Source organism: Pelosinus baikalensis, from assembly GCF_020819555.1.
Taxonomy (GTDB): domain Bacteria; phylum Bacillota; class Negativicutes; order DSM-13327; family DSM-13327; genus Pelosinus; species Pelosinus baikalensis.
In genome coordinates, this window is the sequence record NZ_JAJHJB010000023.1 from 68,898 (window position 1) to 82,188 (window position 13,291).

At 39.1% G+C, this 13,291-nt stretch carries 12 protein-coding genes; 9 read left to right on the forward strand and 3 right to left on the reverse strand.

The window, feature by feature from the left end; translation table 11 throughout:
* The first annotated feature begins 260 nt into the window (after window positions 1–260).
* A complete protein-coding gene (locus tag LMF89_RS15925; RefSeq protein ID WP_229535950.1) occupies window positions 261–1,256 on the forward strand; it encodes an asparaginase in 996 nt (331 codons plus the stop codon).
* Window positions 1,257–1,320: 64 nt separating this feature from the next.
* Here the strand turns inward: LMF89_RS15925 and LMF89_RS15930 are convergent, their stop codons facing one another.
* The 3 genes from LMF89_RS15930 to LMF89_RS15940 all read right to left on the reverse strand — a co-directional run bounded on the left by LMF89_RS15930 (window position 1,321) and on the right by LMF89_RS15940 (window position 4,173).
* The gene (locus LMF89_RS15930; RefSeq protein ID WP_229535951.1) at window positions 1,321–2,013 is read right to left on the reverse strand and encodes a hypothetical protein; all 693 of its coding nucleotides are present in this window, start codon (window positions 2,011–2,013) and stop codon (window positions 1,321–1,323) included.
* Window positions 2,014–2,101: 88 nt separating this feature from the next.
* Window positions 2,102–3,499, reverse strand: coding sequence for a sensor histidine kinase (locus tag LMF89_RS15935; protein ID WP_229535952.1), 1,398 nt, complete (start codon window positions 3,497–3,499; stop codon window positions 2,102–2,104).
* The gene (locus LMF89_RS15940) at window positions 3,496–4,173 is read right to left on the reverse strand and encodes a response regulator (protein WP_229535953.1); all 678 of its coding nucleotides are present in this window, start codon (window positions 4,171–4,173) and stop codon (window positions 3,496–3,498) included. Before LMF89_RS15940 ends, LMF89_RS15935 begins: the two co-directional genes overlap by 4 nt.
* A 520-nt stretch (window positions 4,174–4,693) precedes the next feature.
* Between LMF89_RS15940 and LMF89_RS15945 the strand changes: the two genes are divergently transcribed.
* The 8 genes from LMF89_RS15945 (at window position 4,694) to lysS (ending at window position 12,813) form a co-directional block, all read left to right on the forward strand.
* A complete protein-coding gene (locus tag LMF89_RS15945; protein WP_229535954.1) occupies window positions 4,694–5,683 on the forward strand; it encodes a biotin--[acetyl-CoA-carboxylase] ligase in 990 nt (329 codons plus the stop codon).
* Window positions 5,684–5,886: 203 nt separating this feature from the next.
* Window positions 5,887–6,651 carry a type III pantothenate kinase gene (locus tag LMF89_RS15950; protein WP_007932283.1) on the forward strand — a complete coding sequence of 255 codons (765 nt, stop codon included), beginning with the start codon at window positions 5,887–5,889 and terminating at the stop codon, window positions 6,649–6,651.
* 232 nt (window positions 6,652–6,883) lie between these two features.
* A complete protein-coding gene (gene dusB, locus LMF89_RS15955) occupies window positions 6,884–7,837 on the forward strand; it encodes a tRNA dihydrouridine synthase DusB (RefSeq protein WP_229535955.1) in 954 nt (317 codons plus the stop codon).
* 168 nt (window positions 7,838–8,005) lie between these two features.
* Window positions 8,006–8,530 carry a transcriptional regulator gene (locus LMF89_RS15960; RefSeq protein WP_229535956.1) on the forward strand — a complete coding sequence of 175 codons (525 nt, stop codon included), beginning with the start codon at window positions 8,006–8,008 and terminating at the stop codon, window positions 8,528–8,530.
* A 16-nt stretch (window positions 8,531–8,546) separates the two neighbouring features.
* Window positions 8,547–9,452, forward strand: a complete 906-nt coding sequence (locus tag LMF89_RS15965) for a DUF8754 domain-containing protein (RefSeq protein WP_229535957.1) — start codon at window positions 8,547–8,549, stop codon at window positions 9,450–9,452.
* Between the two features lie 14 nt (window positions 9,453–9,466).
* Window positions 9,467–10,561: a saccharopine dehydrogenase NADP-binding domain-containing protein gene (locus tag LMF89_RS15970; protein ID WP_229535958.1), complete on the forward strand. Its 1,095-nt coding sequence runs from the start codon at window positions 9,467–9,469 to the stop codon at window positions 10,559–10,561.
* A 224-nt stretch (window positions 10,562–10,785) separates the two neighbouring features.
* Window positions 10,786–11,268 carry a transcription elongation factor GreA gene (gene greA, locus LMF89_RS15975; RefSeq protein ID WP_007932275.1) on the forward strand — a complete coding sequence of 161 codons (483 nt, stop codon included), beginning with the start codon at window positions 10,786–10,788 and terminating at the stop codon, window positions 11,266–11,268.
* 51 nt (window positions 11,269–11,319) lie between these two features.
* Entirely contained in the window at window positions 11,320–12,813 is a 1,494-nt protein-coding gene (gene lysS, locus LMF89_RS15980) for a lysine--tRNA ligase (protein ID WP_229535959.1), read from the forward strand.
* Window positions 12,814–13,291: the final 478 nt, after the last annotated feature.

Below are 13,291 nucleotides of genomic sequence, written 5' to 3' on the forward strand. Positions count from 1 at the left end.
AAACCTGCTCTTTTTTCTTTTTGTAAGTATAAGTAGGTGAAAAAGATGCGAATTATGAACCACAAAGGCACAATGCTGCTGATGCGGCACACAAAGGAGTACATTAAAAAAATATAAATAAAATCCTTTGTGTCCTTTGCGTCTTTGTGGTTCGATTCTTTTATGTATTTTTTAGGACGCCTAGTATTTTTCTTATAATAGGTATTGGTATAAGATAGACTGTCCGTTATAATAGAACTATCAATTGGAGGTGTTTGGGTATGAGTGAGGTATTATTGCATTATACGCGGGGAGGCAGGGTAGAAAGCAGGCACCATGCTGATGTCGCTGTCGTAGATAGTACAGGGAAGATGGTCTGGGAGCTTGGAGATGGTAAGAGGCCGATGTTTTGGCGATCGGCTGCAAAACCCTTTCAAGTATTGCCTCTTATTGAGCAAGGTGGCGTAGAGCGATTCCATTTAACAAATGAAGAAGTTGCTTTTATGGTATCATCCCATAGTGGAGAGTCTGAGCATGTGAACCTTGCTTACAGTCTATTAAAAAAGATTGGCTTATCAGTTGATTCTTTGGCATGTGGGGCAGCCAAACCTATGAGTAGTAAAATGGTGAAGGAATTAATGCTGCAGAATTTGCCCTACCAGGCGGTACATAATGCTTGCTCAGGTAAACATAGTGGTATGCTGGCTTTGGCTCAAATGTTTAAAATCGATCCTGCAGGATATACCGATCTTTCTCATCCAGTTCAACAAATTATGTATCAGGCTGTTGCTGATAGTGCAAATTTGCAAAAAGATGAAGTGGATACAGGAATTGATGGCTGTGGTGTGCCCGTGTTTTATTTGCCATTGTATAATATGGCTTGGGCCTATGCTCGTCTGGCTAAACCAGAAGAGGGGCAATGGGGAGGGCGTGAGACGTCAGTACGCCTAATTCGTGATGCTATGCTGGCTCATCCTCAAGTGGTGGCAGGAAGTAAACGCTTTGATACTGTACTCATGAATATTACGAAAGGACGTATCTTAGCTAAGATTGGGGCAGAAGCGGTATATTGCCTTGCATCGGTACCCGATGGTCTGGGTGTAAGCTTTAAAATTGATGATGGAGGCTTTAGGGCCATTACCCCTGCGGGAATAGCAATATTGAAAAAATTAGATTTATTGTCAGCGGCTGAATATCAGGCACTAATCGAGTATTTTCCACCTATATTGAAAAATCACCGCGGTGATGTAATTGGCACCGTAGAAGCGGTAATCTAAATAAAAAAGCAACAACTTGGCTTATGCCTTACGTTGTTGCTTTTTATGTTAGATATTCTAGATTTTAGAAACGACGTTCATCATCATCATCATCATCATCTTTGTCCTGAGGTCCGTTATGGTGAGAGCCATGTTCTGCATTCTTGAAGTCCTTTATGAATGTTTCCGCATCAATTCCTAATTGAGCTGCGACATCTGACCAGGTATTATTGATCTTTTTTAATGCGAGTACATCTTTAATTGGCTTTTTACTAGCTGTAGCTAGCTGGCTTGCCATTCCAATATCATGAGGATGGTAGCCGTCTTGAAGCAGGCTTAGGGCAGCTTTTTTATCGATACCGGTTCTTTTGTTAAGCTGATCGGAAGCCAAGTCTTGATGTGCGGTTTTTATTTGCTCTTTTGTAATACCTAGAGAATCAGCAACATCTTTCCAGTTATTATCAGCCGTTTTTTTGCTTATGACACTGTCAATGGATTTGTTGCCGGCTTTGGCTAGAAATGCTGCCTTGCCAATATCTTTAAAGCTCATGCCATTATTGTTATACTTCAGTACAACGGATTGTTCAATACCGAATGTGTCTGAAATTTGTTTGGATGCGATTTGTGGGTCCAATTGTTTTTTTGTTTCTTTTTGGTGATATGCTGAAGGTGTTTCTTGCGCCTCTGCCGCTTGGACAATAAAAGGACTAGCAGCACCTGCTATAATAAATGTACCAGCAACCATAGCGGCAATGCTTTTTTTATTTACTATTTTCATATCAGATTCCCCCTGTACAATTGTCAGCCGTATTGGCTGCTGAGATCAGTATACAAAGAAGATATGACGAAGATATGACAGTTGTTCTTTATTTTATAATAGGGAGTGTGAAAGTAAAGGTGGACCCTTTGCCGACATGGCTATCTACGCTGATTTCACCTTGCATGGCGTGTACCAGTTTTTTAGTAATGGCAAGTCCAAGACCTGTACCACCATAGGTGCGAGCTCGTGATTTATCAGCACGATAAAAGCGATCCCATATATATGGGATATCATCAGGAGATATGCCTAGTCCTTGGTCAATAACAGAAATGGCAACTTGATGTTTTGTCGCAGATAAGTGAATCGTGATAGTGGAGTCTTCAGGTGAATAGCGAATGGCATTTGTCAGCAGATTGGTAAATATTTGTCCTAAACGAACTGGATCGCTCCATACATGGGGCAATTGCTCTGGTATATCCGTTTGCAGAGTAAGATGTTTGGGATTAAGTAAGGTTTCCATCTTAGTTGTTTCTGTTAATAACCAGGCTTGCAGATCCAATCTTTCGCAAAGTATGGATAATTCGTCTGCTTCTAATTGCGATAAGTCAAGTAAATCTCTAATTAAGCGGTCAAGACGCTGGCTTTCTTGCAAAATCGTAGCAATATAGCGTTGCTGCTGTTCTGGTTTAGGAGCTAAACCGTCTAAGATTGTTTCAGATAAAGCTTGGATAGAGGTTACGGGAGTTTTTAATTCATGAGAAACATTTGCTAAGAAGTTTCGGCGGTTTTGTTCAATTTCAGCTAAGGAGTCCGCCATACTATTAAAGGTGCGTCCTAAATTGCCGATTTCATGATTGCCGATTGCCGTAGTGCGGCTATTATAATTGCCGTCTGCAAAATTTTTGGCAGCTTGGCTGATATTCGCAATCGGTTTGGTAAGGCTGCGGGCAACAAGAAATCCGGCAAGGATTGCGGTAATAATGCTGGCGAGCAAAGAGTAAAGTAAAGTCCTTTCTAAAGAGGAGACGGTTTTGTTTACACCCATAATAGGAGCATCTAAAAAGATTACAATGGGTGTAGGGGCTTCTGGTATGGCAAAGGTGACAACAATAGAAGGATCTCTTCGATAGGTAGGGCGTATCCACGAATGAGGGCTGTCAGTAAACAAGTCAATGTACTCTTGCCGATCCTCTTGAAATCGTCTCGACCAATTATTGGGAGGCTGACCGGCAAGAACAGTACCTTTTTCATTTATTAGCCAGATTCTTCCTCCGGCGAGTTCACTAATTTTGTCAAGGGATTGATTAGTAGGAATATTGCCAGCTAAGAGATTAGGTGTTAATAGTTCTACCACTGCCCGGCCTTTAAATAATAGATCTTGCCGCTTGGTATCTACAGCATTGGATCGGACTAGATAGGACATAACCAGTGTTAAGGTGATTGTACTTAATAAGATGATCCCAATGTGAGAAATAAGTATTTTGCTGAAAATGGAGCGGATCATTTGCCTAGTACCTCAAATTTATAACCGATTCCCCATACCGTATGAATGTAGCTATAATTTGAATTATGTAATTTTTGGCGCAGACGCTTAATGGTTGCATCTACTGTACGGTCATCTCCGTCAAAGTCATAACCCCACACATTTGTAAGGAGTTGCTCCCGAGAAAATGCAATCTGGGGGTGGCGGGCGAGAAAAAATAACAGTTCAAATTCTTTAGGAGATAGGGAGGCTGAATGTCCGTTGCACTCGACTCCTTGTGATGCAGGATTAATAGAGAGCTCATTAAAATCTAAGGTAACTCCATTTTGTTGTAATAAGCCGCTGCGGCGCAATACTGCTTTAATTCTCGCTACTAATTCTTTAGGACTGAAGGGTTTTGTAATATAGTCATCCGCTCCCAAGGAAAAACCAGTGATCTTATCGGATTCGGCGCTTTTAGCCGTCAAGAATATAACCGGTACGGAACGTTGAATGGTTTGACAAATATCCCAGCCTGATAGTTTTGGTAACATCACATCAAGGATTAATAAGTCAGGCTGTTCTTTTGTTTCTATGGCAATGGCAATATCACCATCTTCAGCCGTATAAACAATAAAACCCTCCTTCTCCAAATATAGTTTTACGACTTCACAAATAGCAGGTTCATCGTCAGCTACTAAAATTTTGATAGACATATGTTCACCTCTATCGTATTAATATTTAAAAGCAGTATTTTTTTACCATATACTAATATTCTAATAGTATATATCATAAGGATAATAAGTCAATCATGGAGAATGGAATAACAAAAGTCAATAGGTAATTTTTAGTAGGAATATTAGCCACAGGGCACAGAGCATACCCCCTTTATACCTTCTGCGGTTCATTACATCGTATATGTTTAGAGGTCGCGAAGCAGTTTTCTTATGATCATGGCTGTATAAGCTTTTAATGTATACAAATTTGGAAAATGATAGTATCAATCTAGTACCTTGTCAGCCTTAATCCAGTGGATACTAACGGTCTATTCTCCGCACCCCTTCGTTGTCGTCGGTCGGCATACTCCCGGTATGCTTCCCTCCTCCGCCTTGTGTTGCGAAAAATAGCCTCGCTATTATCCTACCGTTTTAAAGCTGACAAAGTACTAGATTGACAAGAGGTTAACGAGAAGACTATTATGGAATTAATAATTATGAAAGACAAGGAGAGTGCACCGTGCGTACTAGCATTTTAAATATGTTGCGTAATTATTCAAATGAATATCTATCAGGTGAAGAAATTAGCAGGCAGCTGGCAGTATCTAGAACCGCGATTTGGAAACATATCCAAACTCTTAAGCAAGGGGGATATGAAATAGAAGCTCATCCTCGCCGCGGTTATCGACTAAAAAGTGTACCTGATTTTTTATTGCCTGATGAAATTCGTGATCAGCTACAGACTAAGACCTTAGGACAAAAGGAAATCTTTTACCTTGAGAATATTGACTCTACTAACAATGAAGCAAAGAAACAAGCTAATTTAGGATGTCATGAAGGAGCTATTGTACTGTCGGAAATGCAAAATGGCGGTCGAGGCAGAATATCTCGCAGTTGGTTTTCTCCTGCAGGTAAAGGTATTTGGCTATCTGTGGTATTAAGGCCTCCCTTTCACCCTTATGATGCACCGAAGTGTACGCTGCTAGCTGCCGTGGCCGTAACAAAAGCGATTCGAAGCGTTACTCAGGTGCAATGTGGCATAAAATGGCCTAATGACATTTTATATGAAGGAAAAAAAATAGTTGGTATTTTGACAGAAATGAATGCTGAAATGGATGCGATTAATTATGTAGTAATTGGTATAGGAATTAATGTGAATATTAGTCAAGAGGAATTTCCTTTAGAACTTAGGCAAATCGCCACTTCTCTATCTGTTGCAGCCGATAAGCCGATACCCCGATTACCTTTATTACAGGAGATTTTATCTGCCTTGGAAAAAGAATATCATAAAGTTATTCAGCATGGCTTTGTAGAAATGCTGGATGAATGGCGTGAGCTATCTGTTACCTTAGGACAAACTGTGGATATCATTGGGGCAAGTGAAAAGTCTAGCGGTTTGGCAGTAGATATTGATAAGGACGGAGCATTGCTGGTTGAAATAGAAGGCAGGATAGAGAAGATTATTGCTGGTGATGTTTCCATACGGCCTCGCAGTAAAAACCTGCTTTGAGTAAATCCGTAATTCCATCTAAAAGTGATATCTTTTCCTTTGTATAAATAAGTTGCAATAATATAGTTATACTAGAAAGAACACTGGTTAAGTCAAAGTCTTCCTTTATAATATGTTGACAGGATGACGAACTGTTTATATACTGTCATGTGTGGGTTTTATCTTGAGTTTTTACGTAATTTTACAATGGGAGGCTAGACTCGATGCTATTAGTGTTTGATATAGGTAATACCAATATAGTACTTGGAGCATACGAAGGGGAAGAATTATTACAACATTGGCGGGTGTCAACTGATAGGCAAAAAACAGGCGATGAGTATGGGATGTTAATTAATAATCTGTTTGCTTATGGTGGACTTAGTATCAAAGATATTTCTGAGGTTATCATTTCCTCCGTAGTACCGCCTCTTGTTGTACCCTTGGTCAAAATGTGCCAACGGTATTTTAAGGTGGAGCCTCTAGTGGTAGGGGCTGGTATTAGAACTGGTATTTTTATCAAATACGAAAATCCCCGAGAAGTAGGAGCTGACCGTATTGTAAATGCAGTTGCTGCACATCATAAATATAGTGGTCCTCTTATTATTGTTGATTTTGGTACAGCAACTACCTTCTGTGTCATTGGTGAAAATGGTGATTATTTAGGTGGTGCTATCTCTCCTGGTATTGGTATTTCTACTGAGGCTCTATTCCAAAGAGCAGCTAAATTACCGCGGATTGAGCTGGTTAAACCGAAAAGTGTTATTTGCCGTAATACAGTTACTAGCATGCAGTCCGGTATTATTTATGGATTTGTTGGACAGGTCGAGGGAATTGTCAAACGAATGAAAGAAGAAATGGATCAAGATGCTTATGTTATAGCAACAGGTGGCTTAGCTAACCTGATTGCACAAGAAACTTCTGTAATTAATGCTGTGGAACATTTTTTAACATTAGAAGGATTACGAATTATTTACGATCTTAATAGATAGACAAATGGATGATAGGTACTTGGTACTTGGAGGGGTGCTTGGTTTTCAGCCAGGCGGCGAGTACCAAGTATCAATTTTAATTTAAATACAATATAGAACGTATAGGTTTTTAGAATAAACGTTGAAACGCGAAGTTGTGAAGATATACGAAGAACACGAAGATGTTTTATGGGGGACCTTCGTGCGCTTCGTGTGTCCACCTTTTTTAATTTTAGTAAGGAGTAGTTAGCGTATGCAAATTGGTAATATTAAATTAGATAATCCTGTAATTCTAGCCCCGATGGCTGGTGTTACAGATCTGCCTTTTCGGCTATTGGCTAAAGAAATGGGCTGTGGTTTGGTGTATTCCGAAATGGTTAGTGATAAAGGTTTATTATATGAGAATTGCCAGACTTTGCATATGCTTCAAATTGATGAACGGGAACGCCCGGTGGCTATGCAAATATTTGGTTCCGATCCGGATAGTATGGCAAAAGCTGCAATCCATGTCGAAAGATCAGGTGCTGATATTATTGATATTAACATGGGCTGTCCAACTCCCAAAATTACGAAAAACGGCAGCGGCTGTGCATTAATGTGCCAGCCAGATTTGGCATATCAGATTATGGCGAGTGTAGTAAAAGCCGTACATGTACCAGTAACCGTTAAAATTCGCAAGGGATGGAGTGAAGACTCTGTGAATGCAGTAGAGATGGCTAAGCTGGCTGAGAAAGCAGGAATTGCTGCAATTGCTGTTCATGGTCGTACTAGAGAACAGTTTTATACAGGTGAGGCCGATTGGAATATTATACGCCAAGTTAAAGAGAGTGTAGTGATACCCGTAATTGGTAATGGGGATATTCGTACGCCTTATGATGGGGAGAAAATGATGGATCAAACGGGCTGCGATGCCATAATGGTGGGGCGGGGGGCACAAGGAAATCCTTGGATCTTCCGTCAAATAACCCATTATTTAGCCTCAGGAGAGATTTTACCGCCACCGAGTGTGGAGGAACGTTTTTCTCTATTGCTAAGGCATTTAGATATGTTAGTAGAACATAAAGGTGAATATATCGGAGTTAGAGAAATGCGCTGTCATGGAGCATGGTATACAAAGGGAATGCCTCATTCCGCTGAACTGCGTCTAAAATTTAATCAAGCTGTGAGCAAAGACGATTTTATTGCTGTATTGAAGCAGTTTTCGTAATAGTAACGGTGGGTTGGCTTATTTATATTTGTTAAATTCGAAAAAAAATGCTAAAATATGTATGTGCACAACCTTGTGCACATATACTATATATTAGATTAGATAAATCAATATTCATCATATACAGATTGAGTTTGCATTGGGATGTAATGTAGGAGAGGATAGCAGATGTTATTGCGGATTGGTGAAAAGATTATAAATCGCCAAAAGATCAACCAGATCATCGATGAAATGTTCAATTTACGCAGCCAGGGTTTTTCTCAGCAGGAAGTCGCTAACCGTGTTGGTATCGACCGAACCGTTATTTCTAAATTGGAAACACTAGGAGAAGTTCGAAAGGGTGGAAAAGTGGCTTTAGTTGGCTTTCCTATTGAGAATTGCGAAGAGCTGCGATTAATGGCTAGACAGGAAGGAATTGATTATTCCTTCCTGCTGTCGGAACAGGAACGCTGGGATTTTGTACAGAAAAAAAGCGGTATTGGTCTTTTTAACACCATTATGGAAATCATCGCTACATTGCGTAACTATGACATTGTTATTATATTGGGTTCAAATCTAAGAATTAAATTAATGGAGACCCTATTGGATAAGGAAGTTATTGGTATACAAATTGGCGAATCTCCCATTGCAGAGAATAAATATGTAGATCCAGAGAGTATTAAAAGTATTGTGCAGCAGTTGTTTAGATCATAGAGGGAGTATACATATTATGAAGCGGGTTATTAGTATCAGTTTGGGGTCGTCAAAGCGCGACCATCAGGCTATGACCGAATTTGGTGGAGAAATGTTTTCCATTGAGCGGATAGGAACAGATGGAGATAAAAATAAGGCTATACAATTAATTAAGGAACTAGATGGCAAAATAGATGCATTTGGCATGGGCGGGACAGACTTATACATATATGCTGGAAAGAAAAGATACACTTTTAAAGAATCAGCCCGAATTGCTGCAGCAGCTAAACATACTCCCATTGTTGATGGCAGTGGTGTTAAAAATACTCTTGAACGAAGAGTCGTACAACATTTGAAAGAAAAAGAAGGCATAACCTTTAATGATAAGCAGGTTTTAGTTGTTTGTGCAGTAGATCGATTTGGTTTAGCAGAAGAATTAGTAGCTGCAGGCAGCCAAGTGGTATTCGGTGATTTGTTATTTGGTTTAGGATTGCCTATTCCAATTCGTAAATTGGGGACTTTGGCAATATTGGCGCGGGTGATAGCGCCTATTATAACGAGACTGCCAATTGAAATGTTTTATCCTACAGGTGAAAAGCAAACGCAAAATATTCCGCGTTTCAGTCAATATTTTGAACAAGCAGAATTCATAGCAGGAGATTTTCATTTTATTCGCAGATTCATGCCAGCGAGCTTAAAGGGGAAATCCGTTATTACCAATACTGTTACCCAAAAAGATGAAGAATTGCTTCGCGACCGGGGAGTAAAAACATTGATCACGACGACACCGGAAATTGGTGGTCGCTCATTAGGGACAAATGTATTAGAAGCTATTTTGGTTACTCTATTAGGTAAACGTCCAGAAGAAATTACGGCGGTGGACTATGGACGTATTTTGAAGGAATTAGAGATTATGCCGCGAATTAAGCGGCTTTCTGATTGAAAGGAGAATATTTCATGGAAAAATTTGCTTTTATCGTACATCCGTTCATTGCGAAAGATGTTAGTCGTAAATTTTCATTTACTAAAAGTTGGCCGGATGGCTTGGTTGAAGGGGTATTAAAATACATTCCTCCCTTTAAAACTTCACATATCACAGGTGTACAGTCAACCCTATCACAAGGTGAGGGCTGGTTTGTTACTTGTCCGCTAACATCGCGGCAAATGGTAGAGATGCCTGAACGTTATGTAGTGCAAAAGATTATCAAGGCAGGAAAAGTAGCAGAAAAGCTAGGTGCAAAGATCGTTGGGTTAGGCGCCTTTACTTCTGTGGTGGGGGATGCAGGTATAACTGTTGCTAAGAATCTAAATATAGCTGTCACCACTGGTAATAGCTATACTGTTGCTACTGCTCTTGAAGGTACAAGACAAGCGGCTAAAATTATGGGTATTGATTTAGAAAGAGCCAACGTATTAGTTTTGGGCGCGACTGGTTCTATTGGTGCAGCTTGTGCTCAAATCTTAGCGAGGGAAGTACGATATCTAACATTAGCTGCACGCAACGAAGAAAAGTTGGAAAAACTTGCTGAACAAATTTTACGTAAAACAGGTTTAGCTGCAAAAGTAACTGCAAATACTAAATCTGCTTTAAAGTCTGCTGATATTATTATTGCTGTAACAAGTGCGGTAGACACTATTATTGAACCAGAGGATTTAAAATCAGGCGCAATTGTTTGTGACGTAGCCAGGCCTCGGAATGTTTCCCGGCGTGTAGCTGATATGCGCAACGATATCCTGGTGATAGAGGGGGGCGTAGTTGAAGTCCCTGGTGATGTTGATTTTGGAATCAATATTGGTTTCCCTGAAGGTACGGCATATGCTTGTATAGCTGAAACTATGATTTTATCATTAGAGCAGCGGTATGAAAACTTTACGTTAGGTCGAGACTTAACAGTAAAGCAGGTAGAAACAATTGAGAACTTAGCTAAAAAGCATGGTTTTAAATTAGCTGGTTTTCGCAGTTTCGAAAAAGCAATTACAGCAGATGAAATTGCAACGATTAAAGCAAATGTAGTTATTAATAAACAAGAACAGAAGAGAGGAATTGGTTAGAAATCATTGACAAATAGGATGTTTATACCTATAATTAAGTGCATATTAAGTTGGGCTTCTGACCTGCTGCCAAAAGTGTCAAGTTATTCACTTGGCACTATTTATATTGTCTCGTAGATCGATATTTAATTATTGCAATTTTTGATGATTTTGTAGTAGCAAAAGGGACTATACCTAGAATAAGATAAATCGTTAAGAATCAAAATAAAAGGAGAGCAGAAAGCATGGCTGAAAAGCAATTTATTCTCACTGCAGAAGGATTAAAGAAGATAGAGCAGAAATTTGAATATCTAAAATCCGTGCGTCGTCGGGAAGTCGCTGAAAGAATTAAACAAGCTATTGAATTTGGTGATATCAGTGAAAATTCCGAATATGAGGATGCAAAAAATGAACAAGCCTTTATTGAGGGCGAAATCATAACATTGGAAAAGATGCTCCGAAACAGCAAGGTCATTGATGAACAGGAAATTAAAACGGATGTAGTATCCATTGGGGTTACAGTTGTTTTAAAAGATTTAGAATTTGGTGATGAATTTGAATATACTCTTGTTGGCTCAGCAGAGGCTGATCCAGTTGAATTTAAAATTTCGAATGAATCACCTGTAGGGCAAGCAATCTTGGGTCAAAAGATTGGCAGTATTGTTGAGGTAAATGTGCCAGCTGGTATTTTAAAATATGAAGTAATTGATATTAAACGCAATTTATAATATTCTTCTTTTAAAATGCCAAAATGGACGAGTTAGGGGAGAAAGCATAAAATGACAGAAGTGCAGAATCAAGAAATTGAAAAAAGTGAAGAATTAAATGAACTGATGCGTGTTCGTCGAGAAAAAATGACAGCATTTGAAGCACAGGGAATTGAGCCTTTTGCTCGTAAATATGATGTTACGATCCATGCTAATGAAGTACTTGCTAATTTTGAACAATTAGAAGGTCAATCAGCAAGAATTGCCGGCCGTATTATGGCCGTGCGTGGGCACGGTAAAACTAGTTTCGTTCATTTGATGGACATGTCTGGTAAAGTGCAAGCTTATTTTCGTCAAGATGTTGTTGGCGAAGTTGAATATGATAAATTCAAGCTTCTTGATATTGGTGATATTATAGGAATTGAAGGCGTTATCTTTAAAACCCAACGCGGAGAAATTAGCTTAAAAGCAACTAGTTTTGAAATTTTAGCAAAGTCTCTTAGACCGCTGCCTGAAAAATGGCATGGATTAAAAGATGTTGAAACACGTTATCGCCAGCGTTATCTGGATCTTATTGTGAATCCAGAAGTTAGAAATACATTCGTGACTCGCAGCAAGATAATTAAATCCTTACGGAGCATCTTGGATAAACGCGATTACTTAGAAGTTGAAACTCCAATGATGCATCCTATAGCGGGTGGAGCTGCTGCTCGTCCTTTTGTTACTCATCACAACGCATTGGATATGAATTTATTCTTACGGATTGCCCCTGAGTTATATTTAAAGCGTTTGATTGTTGGTGGTTTTGAAAGAGTATATGAAGTTGGGCGTGTATTCAGAAATGAAGGTATTTCCGTTAGACATAATCCGGAGTTTACTATCGTAGAACTCTATCAAGCGTATTCTGATTATCAAGACCTCATGCGGTTAACAGAAGATGTTGTATCAGGTATAGCTCTAGAAGTATTAGGCACTACTCAGATTACCTATCAGGGTCAAGAAATAAATCTTGCTCCACCTTGGAATAGGCTGACTATGACTGAGGCGGTTAAGAAATATACAGACGTTGATTTTGATGCTGTTGCTACCCTCGAAGAAGCGAGAGCAATTGCTGATAAACTAGGTGTGAAATATGAAAATAAAAATGGTATTGGTGGAATATTAAATAATGTCTTTGAAGAAAGAGTAGAAGAACATTTAATTCAACCTACCTTTATTATTGGGCACCCTACAGAAATTTCTCCTTTGGCTAAGCGTAATAAAGAAAATCCTGAAATTACGGATCGCTTTGAAGTATTTGTCTTCGCACGTGAATTAGCAAATGGGTTTTCTGAGTTAAATGATCCTATTGATCAGGAAGGACGCTTTGCTTCTCAAGTAGAGCAGCGTGAATCAGGCGATGATGAAGCTCACATGATGGATCATGATTATGTGAATGCTTTAGAATATGGCTTGCCGCCAACAGGTGGTTTAGGTATTGGTATTGATCGTCTAGTCATGTTGCTGACCGACAGTCCTTCCATTAGAGATGTATTGTTATTTCCTCATATGCGGCATAAAGAATAAGTAAAAAAGAAGAAAAGCGAGCGCTAGCTCGCTTTTCTTATAAGTAAAAAAGTATATTAGGTGCGAAAAAATGAGATTTTATGAACCACAAAGGCACAATGCCGCTGATGCGGCACACAAAGGAGTGTACAAAAAATATATATAAAACCCCTTTGTGTCCTTTGCGTCTTTGTGGTTCCATTCGCCTTATCGGTTTTTTAAAGGACGCGTAGCGTTGTTCTAAATGAAGAATAATTGTTAAAAATAAAAGATAAGAATATTGACAAGATAGCACTAAAATGATAAAATAATATTCGCGTTACAGAAACATGTCAGATGTTGGTAACATAAAAAGAAAAAATAACGTTGACATGACGAAGAATGCGTGATAATATATATAAATGTCGGCGGTTGAAAAACTTCCAAAAGTTTATCAATGATCGAATGTGTTCCTTGAAAACTAAACAATGTAAGTAAGGTTAAAATAAGCCAGATGTGC